The sequence below is a fragment of the Arcicella sp. GW458-12-2-14-TSB2 genome, from assembly GCF_059423785.1.
The window spans coordinates 23,826-48,937 of the sequence record NZ_JBWKYN010000012.1 but is presented as its reverse complement, the minus strand read 5'-3'; the positions used below and the strand labels follow the sequence as shown (position 1 = coordinate 48,937).

General features: G+C 35.5%; 19 protein-coding genes, 2 tRNA genes and 1 pseudogene. 13 read left to right on the top strand and 9 right to left on the bottom strand.

All coding sequences use genetic code 11. From position 1 onward, the window contains the following. Positions 1-87: 87 nt before the first annotated feature. The 6 genes from AC07XN_RS03190 (at position 88) to AC07XN_RS03165 (ending at position 6,832) form a co-directional block, all read left to right on the top strand. Positions 88-1,365: a hemolysin family protein gene (locus AC07XN_RS03190; protein WP_494742007.1), complete on the top strand. Its 1,278-nt coding sequence runs from the start codon at positions 88-90 to the stop codon at positions 1,363-1,365. Positions 1,366-1,415: 50 nt separating this feature from the next. After that, the gene (locus AC07XN_RS03185; protein WP_494742006.1) at positions 1,416-2,042 is read left to right on the top strand and encodes a hypothetical protein; all 627 of its coding nucleotides are present in this window, start codon (positions 1,416-1,418) and stop codon (positions 2,040-2,042) included. Positions 2,043-2,170: 128 nt separating this feature from the next. After that, positions 2,171-5,008, top strand: a complete 2,838-nt coding sequence (gene uvrA, locus AC07XN_RS03180) for an excinuclease ABC subunit UvrA (protein ID WP_494742005.1) — start codon at positions 2,171-2,173, stop codon at positions 5,006-5,008. Between the two features lie 66 nt (positions 5,009-5,074). Further along, positions 5,075-5,959: a PPK2 family polyphosphate kinase gene (locus AC07XN_RS03175; protein ID WP_494742004.1), complete on the top strand. Its 885-nt coding sequence runs from the start codon at positions 5,075-5,077 to the stop codon at positions 5,957-5,959. 53 nt (positions 5,960-6,012) lie between these two features. After that, entirely contained in the window at positions 6,013-6,732 is a 720-nt protein-coding gene (locus AC07XN_RS03170; RefSeq protein WP_492801258.1) for an RluA family pseudouridine synthase, read from the top strand. 28 nt (positions 6,733-6,760) lie between these two features. Then, positions 6,761-6,832, top strand: a tRNA-Arg gene (locus AC07XN_RS03165). A 199-nt stretch (positions 6,833-7,031) separates the two neighbouring features. Here the strand turns inward: AC07XN_RS03165 and AC07XN_RS03160 are convergent. Continuing rightward, on the bottom strand, positions 7,032-7,925 hold the full coding sequence (locus tag AC07XN_RS03160; protein ID WP_494742003.1) for a Fic family protein: 894 nt from the start codon (positions 7,923-7,925) through the stop codon (positions 7,032-7,034). A gap of 156 nt (positions 7,926-8,081) precedes the next feature. Between AC07XN_RS03160 and AC07XN_RS03155 the strand changes: the two are divergent. The 6 genes and pseudogenes from AC07XN_RS03155 to AC07XN_RS03130 form a co-directional block, all read left to right on the top strand. After that, positions 8,082-8,171, top strand: a pseudogene (locus AC07XN_RS03155) (IS1 family transposase); the annotation flags it as partial. Between the two features lie 169 nt (positions 8,172-8,340). Further along, positions 8,341-9,123, top strand: a complete 783-nt coding sequence (locus AC07XN_RS03150) for a fatty acid desaturase family protein (protein WP_494742002.1) — start codon at positions 8,341-8,343, stop codon at positions 9,121-9,123. A 300-nt stretch (positions 9,124-9,423) separates the two neighbouring features. Next, positions 9,424-9,609, top strand: coding sequence for a hypothetical protein (locus AC07XN_RS03145; RefSeq protein ID WP_494742001.1), 186 nt, complete (start codon positions 9,424-9,426; stop codon positions 9,607-9,609). A gap of 157 nt (positions 9,610-9,766) precedes the next feature. Further along, positions 9,767-11,521: a tellurite resistance TerB C-terminal domain-containing protein gene (locus AC07XN_RS03140; protein WP_494742000.1), complete on the top strand. Its 1,755-nt coding sequence runs from the start codon at positions 9,767-9,769 to the stop codon at positions 11,519-11,521. Then, on the top strand, positions 11,518-12,831 hold the full coding sequence (locus tag AC07XN_RS03135; RefSeq protein WP_494741999.1) for an ATP-binding protein: 1,314 nt from the start codon (positions 11,518-11,520) through the stop codon (positions 12,829-12,831). The genes AC07XN_RS03140 and AC07XN_RS03135 overlap by 4 nt, the downstream gene beginning before the upstream one ends. After that, positions 12,831-14,960, top strand: coding sequence for a DEAD/DEAH box helicase (locus tag AC07XN_RS03130; RefSeq protein ID WP_494741998.1), 2,130 nt, complete (start codon positions 12,831-12,833; stop codon positions 14,958-14,960). Before AC07XN_RS03135 ends, AC07XN_RS03130 begins: the two co-directional genes overlap by 1 nt. A 56-nt stretch (positions 14,961-15,016) precedes the next feature. Here AC07XN_RS03130 and AC07XN_RS03125 read toward each other — a convergent pair whose 3' ends face one another. The 6 genes from AC07XN_RS03125 to AC07XN_RS03100 all read right to left on the bottom strand — a co-directional run bounded on the left by AC07XN_RS03125 (position 15,017) and on the right by AC07XN_RS03100 (position 21,008). Further along, positions 15,017-15,637 (bottom strand): ABC transporter ATP-binding protein, encoded by a 621-nt coding sequence (locus tag AC07XN_RS03125; protein ID WP_494741997.1) that lies wholly within the window; start codon positions 15,635-15,637, stop codon positions 15,017-15,019. 75 nt (positions 15,638-15,712) lie between these two features. Continuing rightward, positions 15,713-16,489 (bottom strand): acyl-ACP--UDP-N-acetylglucosamine O-acyltransferase, encoded by a 777-nt coding sequence (gene lpxA, locus AC07XN_RS03120; RefSeq protein ID WP_309922908.1) that lies wholly within the window; start codon positions 16,487-16,489, stop codon positions 15,713-15,715. A 38-nt stretch (positions 16,490-16,527) separates the two neighbouring features. Further along, positions 16,528-17,922, bottom strand: coding sequence for a bifunctional UDP-3-O-[3-hydroxymyristoyl] N-acetylglucosamine deacetylase/3-hydroxyacyl-ACP dehydratase (locus AC07XN_RS03115; RefSeq protein ID WP_309922906.1), 1,395 nt, complete (start codon positions 17,920-17,922; stop codon positions 16,528-16,530). Next, a complete protein-coding gene (gene lpxD / locus AC07XN_RS03110; RefSeq protein WP_309923079.1) occupies positions 17,915-18,949 on the bottom strand; it encodes a UDP-3-O-(3-hydroxymyristoyl)glucosamine N-acyltransferase in 1,035 nt (344 codons plus the stop codon). Before lpxD ends, AC07XN_RS03115 begins: the two co-directional genes overlap by 8 nt. Before the next feature lie 53 nt (positions 18,950-19,002). After that, positions 19,003-20,235, bottom strand: a complete 1,233-nt coding sequence (locus AC07XN_RS03105; protein ID WP_309922903.1) for an HD domain-containing protein — start codon at positions 20,233-20,235, stop codon at positions 19,003-19,005. Between the two features lie 359 nt (positions 20,236-20,594). Further along, a complete protein-coding gene (locus AC07XN_RS03100; protein WP_309922901.1) occupies positions 20,595-21,008 on the bottom strand; it encodes a DUF4890 domain-containing protein in 414 nt (137 codons plus the stop codon). A 139-nt stretch (positions 21,009-21,147) separates the two neighbouring features. Between AC07XN_RS03100 and AC07XN_RS03095 the strand changes: the two genes are divergently transcribed. Further along, positions 21,148-21,221: transfer RNA gene (locus AC07XN_RS03095), tRNA-Ile, on the top strand. 448 nt (positions 21,222-21,669) lie between these two features. Here the strand turns inward: AC07XN_RS03095 and AC07XN_RS03090 are convergent. Beyond that, the gene (locus AC07XN_RS03090; protein WP_494741996.1) at positions 21,670-24,807 is read right to left on the bottom strand and encodes an efflux RND transporter permease subunit; all 3,138 of its coding nucleotides are present in this window, start codon (positions 24,805-24,807) and stop codon (positions 21,670-21,672) included. Further along, a complete protein-coding gene (locus tag AC07XN_RS03085; protein WP_309922896.1) occupies positions 24,808-25,110 on the bottom strand; it encodes a DUF190 domain-containing protein in 303 nt (100 codons plus the stop codon). Positions 25,111-25,112 lie beyond the last annotated feature (2 nt).

Below are 25,112 nucleotides of genomic sequence, written 5' to 3'. Positions count from 1 at the left end.
TTGTCTATTAATCTTTAACTTTAGAAGATATAACAGACAATAGATAGTCTTAAAAGTAAGCATTCAGCCTACTCTCATTCCCAAATTATGGAACTCCTTATCATTTTTGTTTTAATTTTAATTAATGGTATTTTCTCGATGTCTGAAATAGCATTGGTTTCTTCTCGAAAAGCGAGGCTTGAGGCTTCTGCTAAGAAAGGAGACAGTAATGCCAAAGTTGCTTTAGATATTGCTAACGACCCAAACAGATTTTTCTCGACCGTTCAAATAGGTATTACATTGATTGGTATTTTAACGGGTATTTTCAGTGGAGAAAAAGTAACTAACGATATTCAAGCATTTGTAGCTCAATTTGCTTTATTAGCACCTTATCAACATACGATTGCCGTTGCCATTGTTGTATTATTAATTACGTATTTTTCATTGGTTTTCGGAGAGCTTGTACCTAAGCGTATTGGGCTGACTAACCCTGAATTTATTGCTAAGGCGGTAGCACGCCCCATGAATATCCTTTCTTTAATTACTTCACCGTTTGTGTGGCTACTTACTTTTTCTTCAGATTTATTGATTAAAATACTCAATATCAAACCATCTACAGATAGTAAAGTAACTGAGGAGGAAATTAAAGCAATTGTACAGGAGGGAGCAGACAGTGGCGAAGTACATGAAATGGAACAGGATATTGTAGGCAGAGTATTTAGTTTGGGGGATAGAAATGTGTCTTCTTTGATGACCCACCGTAATGACTTAGTATTTATAAAACTGTCTTATTCAGCAGAACGGATTATGGAAGTGGTGAGCGAAGAGTTACATTCGCTATACCCTGTTTATGATAAAGACAAAGACCATATCATAGGCATCGTTAGGCTCAAAGACTTATTTTTACCTTTAAGCAAACCTGATTTTAATTTACAAGCCTATTTGCAAGCACCACAGTTTATCATGGAAACGGCTTCTGCGTATCAGGCTATGCAACGATTCAAGGACAGTAGGGTTCATTACGGAATTGTGATTGATGAATACGGACAAACACAAGGGATTGTTACGCTTAATGATTTGCTTGAATCGTTAGTAGGAAACGTTTCTGACTTTGACCATGAAGGATATCGACTAGACCATCGAGCGGATGGTACTTGGCTAGTAGATGGACAATACCCTTTGGCTGATTTCCTTCAATATTTTGAATTGAGTGAATACATTGGCGAATATCCATTTAATACGTTAGCAGGACTTTTATTGAATGAGTTAGGACAAATTCCTCAGCAAGGTGATACTATCGTTTGGCAAAATCTGATTTTTGAAATCATTGATATGGATGGTGCTAAGTTGGATAAGATTTTGGTAAAAACAAATATTGAAAGCTAATTGCTTAGAAAACAGTGTCTACAGCTACTTACAAATAATTAAAAAAAATTATGACAAATAAAATTATTGCAGAAAAGTACTTTGGTATTCTGGCAACGGTTGATTGGAATTCTAATCAATGGCAAGCGGAGTCTACCGAAGAGGATTTGAAAAATTCAAATTTTGGATTCACTAAAGAACATGGCATCACCTATACCTCATTGAACTTTGCTCATGAAGTATATCCGACAGATGAAAATGACTACTATGCAGGGCTACTGCCACAATTATGGACAAAAACACCTGACAAAGAAAATGCAAAATTGGTGAAAATTGTATTTATAAAAGCGAAAAACTGGGAAGATAAAAAGAACTATATCATAGGTTTTTATGCTTTTCCTATCTTTGAAAAAGGGAAAAAGCCATCTCCCATTGCATCATTTACAGAAGATTTCGAGACAAATATAAAAGCATTACCCAAAGACATCCACATCCTTAAAAACTATATACTATTCGAAGACGAAGATGTAAAGAAGTTTATTCCTAAAGGCAAAAAGGTAGGATTAAGAGGGTTCAATTATTTAGAAAAAGATAATGTATACAGTATTCTTGATAGAATGTCGAGTAAAAATTCAGATGTAAAACTACAAGGAATAAAATACAGGATTATTAAAACGATTGATGCGATAGAAAGATAATACGCACATTTTATACTGACTTGATAAAAGCAAAACAACAAAATCGAGCCCATGTCAAAAACATGGGCTTTTTTGGTAACTTTACTATTGCTTTGCGTGTTAAATTCATATCACGATTTTAAAACATTATGCCCAACAACAAACATTCAGACATTACAGGTTATGAACAAATAGAAATTCTCGGCGCTAGAGAACATAACCTTAAAAATATAGATTTAACTATTCCTCGTAATAAACTAGTAGTCTTCACTGGCATTTCTGGCTCTGGAAAGTCTTCACTTGCATTTGATACTATTTATGCAGAAGGGCAACGCCGTTATATGGAAAGCTTTTCGGCGTATGCTCGTAGCTTTTTAGGTAACATGGAACGCCCCGACGTAGATAAAATCAATGGGCTTTCTCCTGTTATTTCTATTGAGCAGAAAACGACTTCTAAAAACCCACGCTCTACGGTCGGTACTGTTACCGAGATTTACGATTTTATGCGTTTATTGTATGCTCGTGCTGCGGAGGCTTTTAGTTATGTAACGGGCGAAAGGATGATTAAGCAGTCTATCGACCAAATCATTGAAGTAATCTTACATGATTATCAAGACCAAAAATTGATTCTTTTGGCTCCTGTCGTAAAAGGGAGAAAAGGGCATTACCGTGAACTCTTTGTACAGATTGCCAAATTGGGCTATACCAAAGTAAGAGTCGATGGCGTGGTGATGGATATTCAGCCCAAAATGCAACTCGACCGCTTTAAGATTCACGATATTGAAATTGTAGTAGATAGAATTGTGGTAAAAACAGAAGAACGTTTTCGTTTATCACAATCCGTTCAAACGGCTTTGAATCAAGGAAAAGGCTTAATGATGACCCGTGATGAAAAAGGCGAAGTTCGCAATTTCTCAAAGTATTTGATGGACCCTATTTCTGGAGTTTCTTATGACGAACCCTCGCCTAATAACTTTTCTTTTAACTCACCTTACGGTTGGTGCCCTACTTGCCAAGGTTTAGGAAAAGTAGAAGAAATCACCGAAGATTCTATTTTGCCAGACAAAACACTAAGTATCAATAAAGGAGCTATTGCACCTTTAGGGGAATACCGAGATATGTGGATTTTCAAGCAATTAGAAGTACTCCTAAAACCCTTTAAGGTAAGCTTGGCTACGCCCCTAGAAAAATTTCCTGAGGAGGCTATCAAGATTATGTTGTATGGCACAGATGAACCTGTGCCTGTACCCTCAAAAAAATATGAAGGAACCGACTGGAATACCAAGTACGAAGGTATTATTGTTTTCTTGAAACGTCAGCAGGAGACTGGCTCGGAGAAAATCCAAGAGTGGTTAAAAGATTTCATGGTCGTGAATACGTGTCCTGATTGCAAAGGGTTACGATTGAAAAAAGAATCTCTGCATTTTAAAATAGACCATAAAAATATCGCTCAATTGGCCGAGTTAGACATTGCTGAACTAGCAGAATGGTTTGTAGGGTTGGAAGCACGCATGAATGAGCGTCAAAACGTTATTGCCAAAGAAATTCTGAAAGAAATCAGAAAACGAATAGGCTTTTTAACGGGCATAGGCTTGGAATATTTAACGCTTAATCGTTCACTAAGAACGTTGTCAGGTGGTGAAGCACAGCGTATTCGTTTGGCTACACAGATTGGTACGCAATTGACCAATGTATTGTATATCATGGATGAACCAAGCATTGGTTTGCACCAACGTGATAACGTAAAGTTGATTCAAGCCTTAAAAGATTTACGTGATTTGGGTAATTCTATTTTAGTGGTTGAGCATGATAAAGATATGATGCTGGCATCCGACTATGTGGTGGATATTGGTCCAGGGGCTGGTCGTCATGGAGGTTCAATTGTTGGACAAGGAACACCAGAAGAATTTTTAAAGAATAATTCAACAACGGCTAAATTTCTGAGTGGAGAAATAGGTATTGAAGTGCCTAAACAACGCAGGAAAGGCAATGGTAATTTCTTGATAATTAAAGGAGCAACAGGGAATAATTTAAAAAATGTTACCTTGAAATTGCCCCTTGGCAAGATGATTTCTGTAACAGGTGTAAGCGGTTCAGGTAAATCTTCTTTGATTCATGATACCATGTATCCTATTTTGAATCGCCATTTTTTCAATGCCAAGCGTGAACCTATGCCTCATAAATCGGTAGAAGGCTTAGAGCATTTAGATAAAGTAATAGAAGTAGACCAGTCGCCCATTGGTAGAACGCCACGTTCGAATCCTGCTACTTATACAGGAATGTTTACAGATATTCGTACGCTTTTTGCAGAATTGCCAGAGTCAAAAATTAGAGGATACAAAGCAGGGCGATTCAGCTTTAATGTAAAAGGCGGACGTTGTGAAGATTGCGAAGGAGCGGGTATGAAAAAGATTGAAATGGAATTTTTGCCAGATGTTCATGTTGCCTGCGAAACTTGTAAAGGAAAACGATTTAATCGAGAAACGTTAGAAGTACGCTTCAAAGGAAAATCAATTGCCGATGTGTTAGACATGACGGTAGAGCAAGCGGTAGAATATTTTGAAAATCAGCCAAAAATCTCTCGCAAGGTACAAATGTTGAAAGAAGTAGGGTTGGGCTATATCACCATTGGTCAGCAAGCAACTACGCTTTCGGGTGGCGAAGCACAACGAGTAAAATTAGCAGAGGAGCTTTCTAAAAGAGATACAGGTAAAACCATGTATATCTTAGATGAACCGACTACAGGTTTGCATTTTCAAGACATTAAAGCCTTGATGGAAGTACTAGACCGTTTGGCCGATAAAGGTAATACGGTATTAATTATCGAACATAATTTAGATGTTATCAAGGTATCAGACCATATTATAGACGTTGGTCCAGAAGGTGGACAAAAAGGAGGTCAAATCATTGCAGAAGGAACACCCGAACAAGTAGCCAAAGTAAAAGGCAGTCATACGGCTAGGTTTTTGAAAGAGGAATTGGCTTGAGTGAATCGTTTAATGGTATAGTTATTTTATAAACTATCAAAATAAGTATCAAGACCAAAAACAATCATGAAAATAGATATCAAAGAGTTTGAGTATAACGGAGAAAAGAAGTTTAAAATCAAAAAAACAGCTACCAAAATCAAAGATTTTTATGAATCTGAACAGGAGTATGAACTACAGATAGCAGAGATAAAGGATAAGATTGATAAACTCCAGAGCTTGATGTATGCTGATAACCGTTATGCGATGTTGATTATGTTGCAGGCTTCGGATGCGGCAGGTAAAGATGGAACGATAAGGGCAGTGCTTTCAGGCGTAAACCCTGCGGGTATTGCGGTACATAGCTTCAAAAGACCAACTGCTGAAGAATTGGATCATGATTTTATGTGGAGAAATATGATGAAAATGCCAGAGAGAGGAAAAATGGTTTTTCATAATCGCTCTTATTACGAGGAATTATTGGTGGTGAAAGTACATCCTGAGATATTGCTTAATAGTGAAAAAATACCAACGGAGTTTACGAAAGACTTAGATAAAGTTTGGGAGCATCGTTATGAAGACATTCGTAATTATGAAAAGTATCTCAACAGAAATGGTATAATTGTATTGAAGATATACCTAAATGTATCCAAAAAAGTACAAGGTGAACGCTTAATTGAGCGTATTCAAGACCCTACTAAAAACTGGAAATTTGAAGAGGGGGACGTAAAAGAACGTGATTTTTGGAATGAGTATCAATCTGCTTACGAAGAAATGGTCAATCAAACCGCGGCGAAACATGCACCTTGGTATGTGATACCAGCGGATGATAAAAAGAATATGCGATTGATTGTAAGTAGTATTATTTTACACCATCTGAAAGCGGTTGACATGAAATATCCAGAAGCAGACGAAGCCAGACAAGCTACCTTGGAGCAACTCATTAAAGTAATCGAGCAACAAAATGGATAAGCTAATGTGAAACAATTTTGGTAAATTGCAGGCTTAAAGACAAAAAGATTACCATGCGACTGAATTTCAAGGACTTAATTATATTTGAGAACGACGATTATATTGTTATCAACAAACCTCCATACATTGCTTCACTAGACGAACGACAAGCGGATAACTCGCAGAGTATCTTACGTTTAGCCAAAGAATACTCAGATGATGCACAGTTGGCTCACCGTTTAGACAAAGAGACTTCGGGAGTATTGGCTATTGCTAAAAATCCAGCAGCCTATCGCCACTTGGCCATGCAGTTTGAACACCGTCAGGTTGAAAAACGCTACCATGCTGTCGTAAATGGCGCTCATGATTTTGAAATGATTTCAGTGTATTTACCCATCGCACAGAAAAGAGATGGCACCCAAGTAATGATAGACCGTCAGAAAGGGAAAGAAGCGGAGACAATTTTCAATACGATTAAAGTATATCGTAACCATACTTTAGTAGAATGTATGCCCGTAACAGGCAGAATGCACCAAATCAGGATTCACTTAGTATGTTTGAAAGCTCCCATCGTTTGTGACCCAACTTATGGCGGAGAGTATATTTACTTATCTGATTTAAAAAGAAAATTTAATCTAAAAAAAGATACAGACGAACTTCCTTTAATGAAAAGAGTAGCCCTGCATTCTCGCTCGTTAACATTCAAGTTATTAAATGAAGAGATTATCAAGATAGAAGCCCCTTATCCGAAAGATTTTGAGGTTTTGGTAAAGCAGTTAGAGAAGTTTTCGTAATTTTGCGCCCGTCTGAATCAAGACACTTGGCTCCGTAGTTCAATGGATAGAATGTAGGTTTCCGGTACCTAAGATGAAGGTTCGATTCCTTCCGGGGCCACAATTAAACATAAGTCATCCCTAATAGTGGATACATATAGTGAGTGGCTATTCTTATTCTGTAAATCGGTATCGAAGCATTTCGGTACCGATTTCCTGTTCTAGAGCAATAGTGTTTTAAATACTAATATTCGGTAGTAGTAAAATAATCTTGTGAGTTAGTAAAATACTTCCTTCAGAATGGATTTATACAAAATAATTTATTCAAAATCTACCTCAAAATATTTAAGTATAACTTTGTAGTTATCTTGAGCTGTAAGACAAGTATCTAAAAGGTATTCTTTTATATGGGGCCATTCTTGTAAACCTCTGTAATAGAAAATCTTTATATTTTCATCAATTATAAATGGCACAATATTGTTCGCAAGGCATTCCTTAAACATAATTAACCTCCCTACGCGACCATTCCCATCCTGAAATGGATGTATAATTTCAAACTGATAATGAAAGTCAATAATATCTTCAAAAGTTTTCTTCTCTATAGTATGATAGTTATAAAGTAATTCCTTCATTCTGGTAGCCACTTCTTTAGGAGGACAGGTTTCATTACCACCGACTTCATTAGGAAGCTTTTTGTAATTACCAATATTAAACCAATCTTTTCGACTATCAGATGTACCTATTTTCAATAAAAAGTGTAGCTCTTTTATAAATGATTCTGATAGTTTTGCATTAGCTTTATCAATAATTAAATCAATGCAACGAAAGTGATTTGAGGTTTCGATAATGTCATCTACATTCACACTTTCTTTAGAAATACCGATGGTATTGGTCTCAAAAATATATCGTGTTTGATCATGTGTAAGTTTACTGCCTTCAATACGATTTGAATTATAAGTGAGTTCGATTTGTGTACGATGATAAATACCTCCGTTGAGTTTCATATCCTTTTGCTCTTTGAGGTGGTTGAGCAATACATTCTCGCCTACTTTTTTCTTAGGACCTTTTTCAGGCAATAGAGCATCCTCTGGAATATTCCAGGTTTTACCAGTAATGAAAGCCCCGTTTATTTTTCCCGTAGCACAGTAATGGCGTATTGTCCTTTCGGATAATTTCCATTTTTTTGCGAATTCACTTACCGAAATATATTTCATATAGCTTCTTTAACTATGCCGTTATCGGCAATTGTTTGGTAAATATATGTGCTTTTTTTGCGTTTTTATGCCGATAGTGGCAAAAAGTTATAGCGATTATGGGGGACACCAGTCAAATCTTACGCTATTCTAAAAGCAAAAGGAAACCATCAATAAGTTGATAAAGAATTTCGGCAAACAAATCATATTGAACGATATTGGGCAACCCTTAGAGCAAGAATAACCCGTTATGTTAGAAAGACTTTGTTATAAGGTATCATCATTTGGTAACTAAAATGTTTATCATTGATTATATATAACCAAAACGGTTTATCAATACTTTTAACAACTACCGAATAATTAATAAATAATAGAACTGTCTTTCAGAATAGTTTATTAAATTGTTATTTATTTACACATACTTAATAACACTACAATGACACATCAGGAGATATTAAAAAAGGTCGAATGGAGAGATTTAAGAAGTTTGTCTATCAAAGAGATGTTGATTGAAAATAACCTTACTATTCCTTGGTTGATTGTGTCTTTATCGCTCGCATATTTTGATTATTATCTTCTTGCTTTACCATTTTCAGCATTTTTCTTCTTAACAGGACTTAGACAAGTGCATAATGGATTCCACAATTCGTTGGGTACAAATAAGTTTTTGACTTGGCTTTCTTTATACCTTAATAGCATTTTAATGGTTGTTTCTATCCATGCCGTTAAATTTAACCATATAAGACACCATAAATACTGTCTTGAGGAAGAAGATTACGAAGGAAAATCTGCAGCAATGACTTGGTATGGGGCAATTTTATATGGTCCAATACATGTATTTCTCATTCACAAAATCACACTCAAACTTGGTAATGAAAATTACAGACAAAACGTGCTTATTGAACTTATTTCTATTGTAGTTTTCGTTTTCCTAGTGTTTTATTATAGAATTGATTTTTTAATCTACCATATTATCATCATGGTTATTGGAGAATTTTTGATGTCATTCTTTGCAGTCTGGACGGTTCATCATGACACCCACGACAGCCCTGAATTTGCAAGAACTCAAAGGGGTGGCTGGAAAAACAAATTAACTTTTAGTATGTTTTATCATTTAGAACACCATTTATTCCCAGCTGTTCCAACTATTAAATTGCCTGAACTTGCTAAACGAATTGACCAGACATTCCCTGAAATAGAAAAGAAAAAAACATTCTAATGTACTGTCCTTATCCATAAATCTTAAGGGTTCTCTAAGTCAAAAAGTTCGATATTATGATTCATTGAAACACATCTGATATTCCATTTTATTATTGATAATCGCTATAAATTTCCCACATAAAATTTGGGAATAGCGCCTTCTGTTTAGAAATATCCTCCTTACTTCAATGACAAGTACTATTGCTATTTATGCCCTACTCAGGTCGATATTTTTAATTTTATTTACAAAATTAAAACACTTGTTGCTTACTGTTAAAATTTTGTTTAAACTTGATATATCAACCAAAATCTACTTACTATGAAAGATATTAATACACCAATGCTAAACATTATTGCTTCTAAATCACGGGCTGACAATGCTAAAGACACCTTGCAAGAAATAAATTTAAATCGTGAAGTAAATCAGACTGAAATAAATAAACTTAAGTTTTGGCAAACACTCATAAAGCCTTTAGTATCTCCAATGCTTTTAAAGAATTTATGAAAGCAATCGTCTATTATAACCTCCCCAAGAAACAAATTACCCGATTGTAGGAATTTTTTTGATATGATAAATGACTTACTATAATATACTACATCATAAATGTTCTATACGCTAAGAAGCTAAATAATAATACAACTATTACGACCCCTGACAAGCTATGGATAAATCAATTATTGATATTACTGGCCAATCTTTTACTTTACTAGATAGTAATTCTACAAAGAGCAATGTTCCCTACTGGCAACACCAGTATGTTTATTCTTTTTCTGAAATAAATACTGCCAGTAATGACCAGCGAAGGTTTTACAAAACCTTTAAGACTAATTTTCTCAATGAAATTTATATGGATATTGAGGGAAATACTAATTATGCCTTTATATTGCTTTTTGACTTATTAGATGATTATAACAATCATAAAAGTGCTACACGCTTAGAAAAGTTACTGAAGCAATTGGGGAAACATTATCCTAAAACCAAGTCGTATTGTACTTCTTTAATCATTAAAAAGCTAGATGAAAATGGCAAAAGTATTGACGCAGAAAGGATAAGAAGAGAAGAGAATTATTATTCTTATGATGATAATTACTGGAAATTAGGTACCCTTTATAAAACCAAGCTTAATCTTACTAATGAAGATACCTTAGTACTTAATAAGCTAAGCAATCCAAATAATAACTTCTTTAATATTGAGTTTTGTGGGCTCGAAATAATTAAGCTATATCTTGTAGCAATAAAGCGACTTGATGAAAAGTATCAAAAGGAGAACTCTTCATTGGAAAGTGAGCTAAATAAAATTGCTGATATTATTGCCCGTAAACATTTTAATTATAGAAAAGGGAGTAGTAATTATAGTTACTCGCTGGAAACGATTGTAAGCGAACTACACGCTAATATTTTTAAATATTGTGAAAATATGGTTCGTGAACATTATGGGCATAAACGTAAACTCAGCACAGATATACCTTATGTATCTGTTGAAGTAAACAACGAATATCAGGATAAACTTATAATCCGTTTACTGAAAGCTCTTGCTATATATGCTCCTACACTTTCTGCGCCTGACCGTAATGTGGAACTAGAACTGAATGGACACAATTCGGTGCGGTGGAAAATTAAATATGACGAACTTACGAATAATTATATAGGCGATTATAGGCAATTTGTAAGTGACATAGTTATACTTGGTAACCTGAATAAACGAAATCCTGCGGTTGAAAATATCTTTTATGAAGCTTCAAAATTTATTGCACAGCACGATAAAATATCATCTCTAAAATTATATATCTATTATTTACATTACGACCTAAAGTCTGTAAAATTTGATAATAAGCCATTGACAAAAACAGTTCAAAAAAGCTTGTTTACAACCAATGAGCAACTACATGATTTTCAGATTATAGTAAGTGAAATGATTAAGGATAAAGATTTGGGTAAGGCTTTAAATGGAGTGCCTAATGTATATGCTGCAAAACGTAAAAAAATACAGATTGATAGAGATGTTGTACAGCAAGTGCATGAAAAGCATTCAGGAACAGTGGAGTTACTCAATGAATATCTAAAAGACGAATATGAAGACGAAGCCAATATATTTAAAACCGAAGAAATCAGTGCCGATGAAATGATAATGGAGATAACCTCTAAATCTGTCGCTGAAGAAATATCGGTATTTAATACAGGAATAAACCTTACACAAATACAATGCGAAATACTAGAAATGTTTGTGAAAGCTAACCTGTCTATTTCCCATCAAGATGTAGAGAGTTTTGCGCGTTCTAAGGGCTTGTTTAAAAACCAATTAATCGAGAGTTTAAACGAAGTATGCTATGAAACATTAGATGATGTGTTAATAGAGGAAGATGAAGAATATTACACCATAAATGAAAATTACTATCAAACTATACTTGCCAAATGACAGATAACATAAAACCAAAAGAAGCAACAGCAATTATAAATTCACTAATAGGGGGAGTAGTTCCCAAAATAGGTGTACAGCACATAACGGTAGGGAGGTCTGAAGAAATAAATGCGGTAGTAACAGCATTAGATGATGTGAAAAATGGGCACAGTATGGTTAAATTCTGGATAGGAGATTTCGGTTCAGGAAAATCATTTATGCTCCATTTGCTGAATACAGTTGCCTTAAAGCAAAAATTTGTAGTAACAAATGCCGACTTTACACCTGATAATAGACTTTATTCTACTGATGGAAAAGGCGTGGCGCTGTATTCTGCCATTATGGATAATGTGGCTATACAGACCAAACCCGAAGGTGGAGCACTACCTACTTTAATGGAAAAATGGATTGAGCAAGTAGTTATGAAAACAGCTCAGAACAACAATATACCATTGGCAAATATCAGAGATGAGCAATACTTGAACCTCATCCAGAGCAATATCATGAAAACGATTAATGATATAACCGAAGTAGGAGGGTTTGATTTTGGTACTGTAGTAATGAAATATTATGAAGGTTATATCAAAAATGATGAGCAACTCAGGAGAAATGCCTTAAAATGGCTAAAAGGTGAATATAATACCAAAACAGAGGCCAGACAAGACTTGGGCGTAAGGGAGATTATAAATGACCTAAATTACTATGATATGCTTAAAAACTTCTGCAAGCTGTTTGTAAGCATGGGCTATAGTGGCTTTATGATAAACCTAGATGAGGCTATCAACCTCTACAAAATTTCTACAGCGGCAATGCGAGAAAAGAACTATGAAAAGATACTTTCTATTTACAACGATTGTTTTCAGGGCAGAGTAAGCAACCTATTTATAAATTTTGCGGGTACAAAAGAAGTATTGGAAAATGAACGCAGGGGTTTATTCAGTTACCATGCCCTTAAATCACGTTTGCAAACCAATAAATTTGAAACGGCAGAAATACGTGATTTCTCTCAGCCAGTGATTAAACTTTTTCCTTTAGGTCATAATGAGATTTTTGTACTGCTAAAAAAATTAAAAGCTATTTTTGATTTTAACTATAAGACAGAAACGAATGTCTCAGACGACGATATACTGGCCTTTATGGAAGAAATGTTTAATAAACCAGGGGCGTCAGAATTCCTTACACCACGTGAAGTTATCCGTGATTTTCTTAATATACTTAACATACTTAGGCAAAACCCTTCGCTGGATAAATCTAAATTATTTGATGATATTGAAATTAGCGATGAAAGACCAGATAAATTTTTAATGGATACTATAGAAGAATTGTAATGTCGTTCGAACTACTTTCAGAATCCATTCGTAAATTCATAAGAGATAAACGATGGGAGCAGTTACGCCCTATACAGAATGCTGCTATAGAACGGATACTTACGACAGATAATCATTATATATTAGCATCAAGGACTGCTTCTGGTAAAACAGAGGCGGCTTTTTTGCCGATTCTGTCTAAAGTCGATTTTAATGAATCTGGTGTACAGGTATTGTACATTTCGCCGCTTATTGCCCTTATAAACGACCAGTTTTATCGTATAGAAGACCTATGCAAAAATATGGAAGTTACCGTTACTAAATGGCATGGCGAAGCAAACAAAGGACTTAAAGACAAGCTAATAAAAGACCCATCAGGAGTTGTTTTAATAACACCAGAATCTATTGAGGCAATGTTGGTAAATAAGCCTTATAATGTAAAGCAACTTTTTTGTAATCTTAAGTTTGTGGTCATTGACGAGATTCACACTTTTATAGGGTCAGATCGTGGTATACAGCTTAAATCATTGCTTTCAAGGCTTCAGGATATTAATGTCAGTTCTTTTAGAATTATTGGTCTTTCAGCCACAATAGGCGATTATAATGAAGCCAAGAAATTTACTGGGTATGAAGAGAATACTACCGTACTGCTTGACAGAACAAAGAAAGATATAAATGCTGTATTCAGATATTTTGAAGCAGATATACCAAGAACGACACCGCTTGCATTGCTTAAAGACCTATATGTCGAAACTTGTAATAGTAAAGCACTAATTTTTCCTAACAATAGGGGGCGTGCAGAAGAGATAGCTGTAAAACTTAAAAAAATTTCGGAAAGAGTAAATGGGCATCCAAACTATTTTTCTCATCACTCGTCAGTCCATAAAGAAGTAAGAGAATATGTAGAATATTTCGCAAAAAATAACGGGAGAAGTAATTTCTGTATTACCTGTACGTCAACACTAGAACTAGGCATTGACATAGGCAATGTAGATGAAGTAGTACAAATAGATGCTACCAATAGTATAGCATCATTAATACAACGTGTGGGCAGAAGTGGGCGTAGAGAAGGAGCTACAAGCAATCTTTTCCTGTATGCAACTGAAAAATGGAGTTTACTGCAATCTATAGCCTGTTGGTTACTCTATAAGGAAGGATATATAGAGCCACCTGCTATTTGTGAAAAGCCTTATGATTTATTGCTCCACCAAGGGCTTTCTATCGTAAAAGGACATTCAGGCATACGCGTTTCTGAGCTTATCTTAAAGCTTAAAGGAAATTTTGCCTTTAAAGAGATAGAAGAACAAGAGATGATTGAAATTATAAATCATCTCATTTCAACCGATATGCTCGAAAAATTACAGCATGAAGTAATTATAGGGGTAGAAGGGGAGAAAATTGTAAATAGCAAGGATTTTTATACCGTATTTATGACTGAAGAAAACTTTAAGGTTGTGAATGCTGGGATTGCGATTGGTGAAATACCCTATTCTCCTCAAATACAGGAAGATCAAAATGTCTTATTAGCTGCTAAAATCTGGAAAATAATTTATGTAGATTTTAAAGTAAAAAGGATAGAAGTTGTTACTGCAAATGATGGAAAACCACCCCTGTTTTTGGGTGATGGTGGGGTTACTGACAGTAGAATACGTGAAAAGATGCTGGAATTGTTATATAATAAGAATGAATACGATTTTCTGAATGAATCTTGTATTGATAAGTTAAAAGAAATGAGAGATGATTTTGTTGCTTGTGATATTAAGGATGTTGAGAATGAAAGACCTTTATTGCTAACAAAAAAATATTTACAATATTATACCTTTACAGGCACAAAAATAAATCGAGCACTAAATTTGCTATTTATCATGCGTGGGATTGATGTAATAAATTATAATGAAAATAATAGCAGTTTTAAATTTAATTTAACAGATTTAACATCGAATCTACAACTTTTAGAAATACCAGAACTTCAGAAAGAATTAGATCATTACATAAGTAAAACGATAGCTGAAGGAACTTTACCTGATTCTAAGTGGGGATATTTATTGCCACTTAGCTATAAAGTTAAAATAATGCGACAAAAATATTATGATATAGATGGAGCAATAGCTTTTATGAAAAGAATTAAACTGATTAGAAATATCCAGTAATTTTATGATAGCAATAAGTACAAACAAAATTCATTAACCATTAAATAATATGAAGCTTATTGCTTAAAATCCTGAATATTAAAAACCTTATCACAGAATTCATATTCTGAAGGTTGATTGGAACAGATAAACAATAAACGATTTTTTGAATACTCTTGCACGTTTTTTAGGTACCAATTCACTGCGTTATTATCAAGATTGGATGTCGGTTCGTCAAGCATCAATATCTCACAGTCAGATAGGAAGGAAAGCCCTAATTTCACTCTTTGTTTCATGCCCGACGAAAAATATTTTACTTCTTTGTTCTTGGCTTGGGGCAATTCAATAAAATCAATGAATTGATTGATAGTGAAGGAGTCTCGTAAAGACTTAAATTTAGTATGAAAAGCTATTAGTTCACTAAGGGTGAAGTCTTCTATTAATTCTAAATATGGAGCGGTAATGCTGATGTGTTTATAAAAATGGTCGATTTCAAGTACTTTATCTCCTTCTTGAAAAACAACATTCCCTTCAGTATGAGGCATAAAGCCTGAAAGTACTTGTAATAAAGTAGATTTTCCGCTACCATTTGCTCCTGTAAAAGTATATGAATTGCCCGTCTGAAATTCCAGCGTTAATTTTCTGAAAATCCATTCATTTCTAAACTTTTTACCGAGATTTTGAGCGTTGATATTCAAGGGTTATGCTTCGATTAAGTAAAAAGGTTGATAATAGATTCTTTTAAGAAAGCAATTATCAACCTTTTATAACTATTATGAAAGACCTTTCATGATACCTCTTTCTGAATTACGGATGAAGTTTACAATTTCATCACGTTCAGAAGAAGCAGGAAGGTTAATTTCTATTTGTGTAAGTGCATCAGAGGTATTCAGATTCTTCAAATAGATATACCTGTATGCTTCCTGAATTTGCGAGATTTGTTCTTCTGAAAAACCACTTCTTCTTAATCCTACTGAATTAATGCCTACATAGCCAAGTGGCTCGCGAGCAGATTTTGTATAAGGTGGAATATCTTTTCTTACTAAGGCTCCACCCGAAATCATTACGTGTTTCCCGATTTTTACAAACTGATGTACTGCGGCAGTACCACCAAAACGAGCAAAATCGCCTACTTCTACGTGTCCAGCCATCTGTACGTTGTTAGCAATAATTACGTTGTCGCCAATGATACAATCATGAGCGATATGGCAATAGGCCATAATTAAGCAATTTTTACCAACTTGCGTTTTATATTTATCAACAGTACCTCTGTTTAACGTTACACATTCACGAATTGTAGTGTTATCACCTACGATGGCAAGTGTTTCTTCTCCTTGAAATTTTAAGTCTTGTGGAATAGCAGATATTACGGCACCCGGAAAAATACGACAATTTTTACCAATTCTTGCCCCAGGAAAAATTGTTACGTTTGAACCAATCCAGCTACCTTCACCAATTTCCACGTTTTGATGAATCACCGTAAAAGGTTCTACGACTACATTTTGAGCAAGTTTGGCGTCGGGGTGTATGTACGCTAAGGGTTGTGTCATATTTTTTATTGATAACAACGAATAATTATTCGTAATAATTAACTCTTTCTTACTAAGCTAGCTGTCATGTCGGCTTCACAAACTACTTGTCCGCCTACATACGCTACCCCGTGCATTTTTGCAATACCTCTTCTGATAGGGGCTAATAAATCACATTTAAAAACCACCGTATCGCCTGGTACTACACTTTTTCTGAAACGGCAATTTTCAATTCCTACTAGGTATGGCCAGTAGTTTTCTGGATCTGGTACCGAACTAAGCACCAATATACCACCCGTTTGTGCCATTGCTTCTACTTGCATAACACCCGGCATCACTGGGTTGTTAGGAAAGTGACCCATAAAATAATTTTCATTCATGGTTACGTTCTTGATACCTACTACACTCTGGTCGTCCAAATAAATGATTTTATCAACCATTTGGAATGGATAACGGTGAGGAAGCAATTGATAGATGCGCTCAAAGGTAAAAATAGGAGGTTGCTTTGGGTCATACTGAGGTACTTTATTTTTCTCAGTTTCCAACATCAACTTTTTGATTTTCTTCGCTAATTCTACATTGGCTGCATGGCCTGGGCGTGCTGCTAAGATTTGAGCTTTGATTGGGCGACCCACTAAAGCTAAATCTCCCACCATATCTAATAACTTATGGCGTGCCATTTCGTTATTATAATATAGCTCTAAATTATTAAGAATGCCTTTTTCTTTAGAAACGCTTACTTTTGGTTTACCTAACACCATTGCAAGGTGATTAAGCTCTTCTTCAGAATAATCGCGGTCGGCAATTACGATAGCGTTTGATAAATCTCCACCTTTTATTAAGTCTGCTTTGTATAGGGCTTCTAGCTCATGTACAAAACAAAAGGTACGGCATTTAGCAAAGCTTTCATTGAACTGGCTGATAGCCGTTAAATTGGCATGCTGACTTGTCAAGAACTTAGAGTTATAATCTACCATTGCCGTCAAACGATAATCGTTCAAAGGTAAAGCCGCTAATTCAACGCCTCTTTCAGCATCTTTATACCTGATTTCAGAAGGAATTTCAAAAAATTTACGATGAGCATCTTGCTGTTCTAAACCTGCATTTAAAATCGCTTCTACAAATTTGATAGAACTTCCATCCATAATAGGTGGTTCAGGTCCATCCAATTGTATCAAAACATTATCAACCTGACAGCCTACCATCGCTGCTAATACGTGTTCTACTGTATTAATTCGGGCTCCGTTATGTTCTATGGTTGTTCCTCTTGAAACATCTACTACGTGATCTACGTCAGCATCTGCAATGGGCTGATTGGGTAAATCTACTCTTTGAAACTTGTATCCATGATTAGGCGGAGCTGGCAAAAACGTCATATTAGCTACAACACCAGTGTGTAAGCCAACCCCCGACATCGTAACAGATTTTTTGATGGTATGCTGTTTATTATTCATTGCTTTTTAACTTATTTTCTATTTCTCTCAATCGTTTCTCTGTAGCAGGAAGTTTACGAATAAGAGCCTGTGTTTTCAAGTAGTCTATGTTTTCAGTAGCTGGCGTACCGCTTAAAATCGTTCCTTCTTTATTAGGAGCTTTAGAAATACCCGATTGCCCCAGTGCAATCGTTTTGTTTGGTATATTAATATGACCATTAATGCCTACTTGTCCGCCAATCATACAATTTGCACCTATTTTTGCCGAACCTGCAACACCTGTCTGTGCAGCAATTACTGTATTTTTGCCGATTTCTACATTATGTCCAATTTGAACTAAATTATCAATCTTTACGCCTTCTCTGATAATGGTAGAGCCTATCGTAGCACGGTCAATCGTGGCATTTGCTCCAATACTCACATAGTCTTCTATTAAAACATTGCCTAGTTGTGGAATCGTTTGATAAGTGCCATCTGCCTGTGGTGCAAAGCCGAAACCATCCGCACCAATTACTGCATTGGCATGGATAGTACAATGGTTGCCTATATGAGTATTAGGATAGATTTTTACACCTGAATAAATGGTACAATCGTCACCAATAATACTGGCCTCCAATATTGTTACATGAGGATATATTTTTACGTTTTTCCCAATTTTACAATTACTAGCAATATAACTAAAAGCACCAATATATTCACCTTCACCGATTGTAGCAGAATTACTGATAAATGAGGGTTGTTCAATGCCTTTCTTCTGATTTGCTAAGATTTTTTGGTATTCTTGAAGAAGTGTAGTAAAAGCCGAATATGCATTTTCAACCAAGATTAAACAAGGAGAATACTCCTTTTTAGGCTCAAATGTTTTATCAACAATTACAGCAGTTGCTTGGGTGGTATATAAAAAATGCTCGTATTTAAGATTCGCTAAGAAGGATATACTGCCTTCTGTTCCATCTTCAATTTTAGCTAACTGGTTGACTTTAAGGTTTTTATCTCCTTTTATTTCTCCATTTAGCATCAGAGCAATTTGTTCAACGGTAAATTCCATTCTTGGGGTGTGGTCGTTGGGGTTTGTTTTTGGACGGCTTCGCCTAACATATTTTACCGCAAATATACATTCTTTGCCCAACATATATAATATTTTTTGACGATGTTACTTAATGCCTTTATTGTGGGTAAATCAGAGGCCTCTGCAATATCCAATACTCTTTTGTCTTTTGTTAGGATATTAATGTTCTGTTTGCCAGATACATAGGCCGCATTAGAAGTGCTTCCTTCTATCATTAAATAGGGTAAATCGCTTACCTGAACACTAGCATGACTTAGTAAATCAATTTGAATTTTTTCAAGAAAAGATGGTTCAATGGGTGAGTCTGAAATGTGAATTTTGTATAAATTCCTATCCAATAACATTTTACTGATATTAGATAGCAATTTGTCAGGGTGTTTTGCCCATATTTTTACACAAGCCCAAATGTCATAATCATCCATTTCGGCAAAGGCTTCTAAGTAAGATTTGTCAGAAATAAAGTCTTGAAGACTAACATCTTTTTGTAAAAAAACCATGAAGGCGGGTGTAGCAAAAACGTTTTCACCTGCCCTAATTAATTCTCTTGCTCTTGTAATAATTTGTATCAACATTGTTTCGGCACAAATAGAGGTTTTGTGCAAATATACTTGCCAATACATCAACCGACGAGCCGTTAAAAAGTTTTCAATAGAATAAATGCCTTTTTGTTCAACCACCAATTGGTTGTCGACAATATCCAACATTTTCAAAATTCTATCGGCCCCAATAAAACCTTCGCGTACACCCGTAAAAAAACTATCTCGGTTTAAATAATCCATTCGGTCAACATCTAGCTGACTTGAAATTAATTGTGTAAAGAATTTTCTTTCATACTTGCCCGTAAACATCTTTATGGCTAGCGTCAAAGCACCACCTAATTGCTTATTGAGCTCTTCCATCAACAGAAATGAAATATGCTCATGGGATACATGATTCAAAATGACAGACTCGAGCACATGAGAAAATGGCCCATGACCCACATCATGCAGTAAAATAGCAATTTGTGCAGATTCGCATTCTGCATCCGAAATTTCATGTCCTTTACTTTTTAGGGTAGATAAGGCCTCGTTCATTAAATACATGGCGCCTAATGCATGATGAAAACGTGTATGCAAAGCACCAGGATAAACATATTCGGCCATACCTAACTGTTTGATTCTTCTTAAGCGTTGATAGTAAGGATGCTCAATCAAATCAAAAATTAATTCAGTCGGAATATTAATAAATCCATAGACAGGATCATTAACTATTTTACGTTTATTCATGTATTGTTTTAGTTGTGATTTAAAGAGTGGAGAGTTAGTGAATAATTGACGAGTAGATATTTAATTGTATTTCTTAATTCCAAGATATAAATATCTTTCTACTTGTCATCCAAAATATCATTTCATCTTAAAATCATGTGTCATGTATCCTAACGTCCTAAAGTCTTCAGTCTAGCGTCTAGCGTCTAGCGTCTAGCGTCTAAAGTCCTAAAGTCCTAAAGTCCTAAAGTCCTAAAGTCCTAAAGTCCTAAAGTCCTAAAGTCCTAAAGTCCTAAAGTCCCTCAAAGAAGCCCAATAACAAAAATAGCGATACAAAACCTGCATCGCTATTTTTTTTAATTATTTAGTCGTTAAAAAACTTAATTATTGCCATCTCTACGACCACCACCATTTCCACCACGCTCTCTCATTTCATTTTGTAGCTCAGTATATTTAGTAAGCTGTTCAGCAGTAAAAATCGTTTTCAGTTTTTCATCCTGTGCCTTAGTAAGGTCGCGTAACTCTTGCATAGCAGCACGTCTATCAGTTGCATTTCTCAAAGACTCTCTTTTTGTCACTCTTTCCATCAACAAAGGCTTAACCTGAGTTACTTGCTCAGGAGTCAAACTCAAAGCCTTAGTCCATCTTTTTAATTGATTGTCCACTCTCTGTTCAGGAGTCATATCTTGTGGAGCACCATTTTGTGTTTCAGCACTTTGAGCTACAGAAGTCTGAACATTTACCATAAAAGTAGCGGCTACTAAGCACGCTGCAAAGATTAATTTCCTTTTCATTGCTGAGATAGTTAATATTTAAAAACAACCCTTAGATGAGTAGTACTTGAAAAGGTTTAAATGTTTTTTTAAAAAGATATTTTGTAAAAATGCTTTTAAACCTCTAATTTTGCACCACAAAGAAATTAAAAGCTTTGTAGGGCCTATAGCTCATTCGGTTAGAGCAACTGACTCATAATCAGTAGGTGCTTGGTTCGATTCCAAGTGGGCCCACAATAAAAAACTCATAATCAATCGATTATGAGTTTTTTTGTTTAGGCGTCTATTATACTTTCATACAATAATACGCCTAAACGGTACTACTTATAAATGGTGGGTTAGGTATTCTTTGAAAAATGATTAGGTATTGTTTTTTAAAAGCAGTTAGGCAATTTTATAAAAATGGTTAGGCATTGTGTGATAAATGGTTAGGTACTCTTATTAAAAGTGGTTAGGTATTATTTTATAAAAATGGTTAGGTACTCTTTAAAAGGGGCAACCCATTGTTTTTTTTAAGCAGTTAGGTGATTTTTAAAAAGTGGTTATACAATGTGTATAAATGGTTAGGTACTCTTGTTAAAAGCAGGTTACGCATTTTTTTTAAAATGAGAGCGTTTTTTGTAAACGCTCCCGTATGAATTAACAAAGCAGATTAGGGCATTTTAATATCTTCAAATAATCATTATTCAGTTTCTTCAATAACTTTTATTTTTCTATTTTTTTCTGACCACAAATAAAGTGATGGTAAAATCAGTGGTGCAAAAATTAAAGTACTGCTCAAACCACCGATAATAACCGTTGCCAAAGGGCGTTGGACATCTGAACCAATTCCTGATGAAATAGCGGCCGGTACAAGACCAATAATAGCAACTACTAAAATGGATAATAAGGCCCTTAATTGTTCTTTTGATGATACCAATACATTTTGTTGTAACTCGGCATCATTATACCCTTTCGCTCGATTAATGGCTGATACTAATAAAACCCCTGCCATTACTGAAATACCAAAAATACTTACGAAACCAACTCCTGCCGAAACGTTAAAATAGTATCCTCTTATTAATAAGGCGACGATACCACCACCCAGTGCGAACAAAATACAACTCATTGTTACTAAGGTATTAGGCAAATTCTTGAATAACATAAACAAGAAAAGAAAAACCAATAGTATTGTTAACGGAATCGTGAAAGCTAATTGCTTGCCTGCGCGTTCGAGGTTTTCGTACTGACCACCATAAATTATTTGGTAACCCTTTGGTACGTGTACTTTGGCATCAATCTTATCTTGTAACTCTTTCACAAAACTACCTTGGTCTCTGCCTTTGATATTTGTACGAACAGTTACCATCCTCTTGCTTCCGTAACGATAAATATTCGTTTGCCCTTCTACAAAGTGAATATCTGCTAATTGACTCATGGGAATTAACGAACCATTTGCCGAGGGTACTAAAATATCTTTGATAGCATCGATTGAATTTCGGAACTGTGGTAAAAAGCGAACAACAATATCATAACGTTTGGTACCATCATATAAAGTTGAGATTGCTTTCCCTCCAATCGCCGCTTCAATCATATTTTGTATATCAGCAACATTTATGCCAAAACGTGCGGCGGACTCACGATTTATATTAATTGCTAGTTGATCTTGCGGCCCTTCTTGCTCTATGTTAACATTATCAGCCCCAGTGGTTTGCTTTACAATGACCGCAATACTGTCTGCTTTTTGTCGCATCATCTTCAAATCATCCCCTACAACGGAAATAGCGAGGTCTGCGGCACTACCTGTTACGATTTCCATCACCTGATCAATGATAGGTTGACCAGAAGAAAAAGATACAGAAGGTAATTGTTGTTGAAGATCATTTTTTATTTTATCAACCAATTCTTTTTTAGAAATGGTCTTACTCCAGAGGCTATAATCCTTCAATCCGACTAAAATCTCATTTCTGTTAGCAGGAAATGGGTCTGTTCCGTCGTCGTTTCTACCTGTTTGCGTAATTACAAAAGCAATTTGTGGATACTTAGCAATGATACTCCTGATTTTTGGAGCATAGCTTGCGTTCTCCTGTATGGTAATACCTGAAGGAAAATTCCCTCTTAAGAAGATAGAACCTTCATCCAAACTTGGTAAGAATTCTGTGCCCAGTTTCAATCCACATAAGATAAAAGTTGCCACAATGGTAAAACCTATAATTACTGTTCTTTTATAATGTTTCAGCAATTTTACTAATACATTACCATAGTGTTTAGACAGAAAATCCAATACATAATTCTTGTGTTCTTTCATTGGTTTTTCAAAATCTGCCAACGCTTTTTTATAGCTGAAAGAAATTAACACTGGAATAAACGTAAGCGCTGCCAACATCGAACCTATTACTGCAAACGCCAAGGTTAAGGCCATCGGTGAAAATAACTTGCCTTCTACCCGTGTCATCAATAAAATAGGCATATAAGCCAAAATGATGATGGTAACTGAAAAGAAAATTTCACGACCTACCTCTTGGGCTGAAAGCAAGGTAATTCTGATGATTCCCTGTTTCTTTTCTTCTACCGTGGCTGTTCGGTATTTCCTGATTAAATGTTCTGCCATCAAACAGGCACCATCTACAATAATACCAAAGTCGATAGCCCCCAATGAAAGTAAATTAGCAGGAATACCCGTCAAACGCATTAATATAAACGCAAACAATAAAGAGAAAGGAATGGTCAATGCCACTACAAAAGCACTACGGATACTTCCTAAGAAAAATATCAATAGAATTACGACGATAGAGATTCCCTCAAAAAGAGTATGTGCTACGGTCTCTAATGAATGGTCAATCAAGAAACTTCGGTCATAAAGTGGGCGTAAATGCACACCTTCTGGCAATTCGCTTGCTTGCAAATCCGCCATTTTTTCTTTCAATAGTTTCAGTACTTCGCTTGGGTTTTCGTAGCGTCTTAACAAAATAATGCCTTCTACGCCACTATTTACGTCAAGTTTATCTTTGGTAACGGTATAACCTAAAACACCACTGGCAGGTGGCGGAGTAATCTCCACAGTGGCCACATCTCGAATAAATACAGGCATCCCATTATCCGATTTCAACACGATATTTTGAATATCCTGTTCATTTTTAATAGCTCCTAACCCTCTTACGGCAAAACCTTGTCCGCCACGGGCCAAGATGTTTCCTCCTGTGTTTTGGTTATTTACATTTACCGCATCTGTAACATTTTGTAAAGTCAGGTTATATTTTCTTAACTTTTCAGGCGACGTAATAATATGGTATTGTTTCAGCGGACCGCCAAATGTTACTACATCTGCAATACCTGGTACTTGCAATAATGCAGGTTTTATTACCCAGTCTTGTAAATCTCTTAATTGTGTCTGGCTAAAATTGGCTGGAGCTTCTACTACATAACGGTAAATTTCGCCCACAGCAGTACTCATCGGTGCTAGCTCTGGACTCACACCAGCAGGCAAAGCAGCGCTACTTAATCGCTCTATTACTTGCTGACGAGCGAAATAATCATCTGTACCATCTTTGAAAGTCAATTGCACAACAGATAACCCAAAGATAGTACGACTCCTACGGTCTAATACATTGGGTGTATTCTGTAAGGCTCGTTCTATCGGTACAGTTACTTGTTGCTCTACTTCTTCGGCAGCTCTACCGTCGTATTGTGCTACTACAATCACACACGTATCGGCAATATCTGGATAGGCTTCTATTTTTAATTGTGTAAAGCACCAATAGCCAACAGCCATCAATACTGTACTTATCGCAATAACAATCCAGCGATTGCGAAGGCTGAATACTAACAAGTTCTTAATCATCTATTTCCACTGTTCAACTGGGTTGGTAATAATAAATCCGCTTTTTACTTCTACTCTAAGAGCCGTTAAAACCGCTCTTACTTTTTCTGTTTCATCGATGAAAGTAATCATGATGGGGGTTTCGTCGAAACTAAATAAATCGTTTGGACGATTGAAGTGCTTGTTGGAGCCAAAGCCTGAAATGCCTTTAAAAACGGTTAAACCTTGTATTTTTTGGGCAATCAAGAATTGGATGATGAACTCATGCAGTGATTTTGTTCCAAAGAGTTCGTCCTCATCAATATAAATCTGAGCTTGTAGCATAG

What these genes read in the sequence shown, in the direction of transcription:
- AC07XN_RS03190 (WP_494742007.1), top strand. Translation starts at nt 88, where the DNA reads ATGGAACTCCTTATCATTTTTGTTTTAATTTTAATTAATGGTATTTTC.
- AC07XN_RS03185 (WP_494742006.1), top strand. Translation starts at nt 1,416, where the DNA reads ATGACAAATAAAATTATTGCAGAAAAGTACTTTGGTATTCTGGCAACG.
- uvrA (WP_494742005.1), top strand. Translation starts at nt 2,171, where the DNA reads ATGCCCAACAACAAACATTCAGACATTACAGGTTATGAACAAATAGAA.
- AC07XN_RS03175 (WP_494742004.1), top strand. Translation starts at nt 5,075, where the DNA reads ATGAAAATAGATATCAAAGAGTTTGAGTATAACGGAGAAAAGAAGTTT.
- AC07XN_RS03170 (WP_492801258.1), top strand. Translation starts at nt 6,013, where the DNA reads ATGCGACTGAATTTCAAGGACTTAATTATATTTGAGAACGACGATTAT.
- AC07XN_RS03160 (WP_494742003.1), bottom strand. Translation starts at nt 7,925, where the DNA reads ATGAAATATATTTCGGTAAGTGAATTCGCAAAAAAATGGAAATTATCC.
- AC07XN_RS03150 (WP_494742002.1), top strand. Translation starts at nt 8,341, where the DNA reads ATGACACATCAGGAGATATTAAAAAAGGTCGAATGGAGAGATTTAAGA.
- AC07XN_RS03145 (WP_494742001.1), top strand. Translation starts at nt 9,424, where the DNA reads ATGAAAGATATTAATACACCAATGCTAAACATTATTGCTTCTAAATCA.
- AC07XN_RS03140 (WP_494742000.1), top strand. Translation starts at nt 9,767, where the DNA reads ATGGATAAATCAATTATTGATATTACTGGCCAATCTTTTACTTTACTA.
- AC07XN_RS03135 (WP_494741999.1), top strand. Translation starts at nt 11,518, where the DNA reads ATGACAGATAACATAAAACCAAAAGAAGCAACAGCAATTATAAATTCA.
- AC07XN_RS03130 (WP_494741998.1), top strand. Translation starts at nt 12,831, where the DNA reads ATGTCGTTCGAACTACTTTCAGAATCCATTCGTAAATTCATAAGAGAT.
- lpxA (WP_309922908.1), bottom strand. Translation starts at nt 16,489, where the DNA reads ATGACACAACCCTTAGCGTACATACACCCCGACGCCAAACTTGCTCAA.
- AC07XN_RS03115 (WP_309922906.1), bottom strand. Translation starts at nt 17,922, where the DNA reads ATGAATAATAAACAGCATACCATCAAAAAATCTGTTACGATGTCGGGG.
- lpxD (WP_309923079.1), bottom strand. Translation starts at nt 18,949, where the DNA reads ATGGAATTTACCGTTGAACAAATTGCTCTGATGCTAAATGGAGAAATA.
- AC07XN_RS03105 (WP_309922903.1), bottom strand. Translation starts at nt 20,235, where the DNA reads ATGAATAAACGTAAAATAGTTAATGATCCTGTCTATGGATTTATTAAT.
- AC07XN_RS03100 (WP_309922901.1), bottom strand. Translation starts at nt 21,008, where the DNA reads ATGAAAAGGAAATTAATCTTTGCAGCGTGCTTAGTAGCCGCTACTTTT.
- AC07XN_RS03090 (WP_494741996.1), bottom strand. Translation starts at nt 24,807, where the DNA reads ATGATTAAGAACTTGTTAGTATTCAGCCTTCGCAATCGCTGGATTGTT.
- AC07XN_RS03085 (WP_309922896.1), bottom strand. Translation starts at nt 25,110, where the DNA reads ATGCTACAAGCTCAGATTTATATTGATGAGGACGAACTCTTTGGAACA.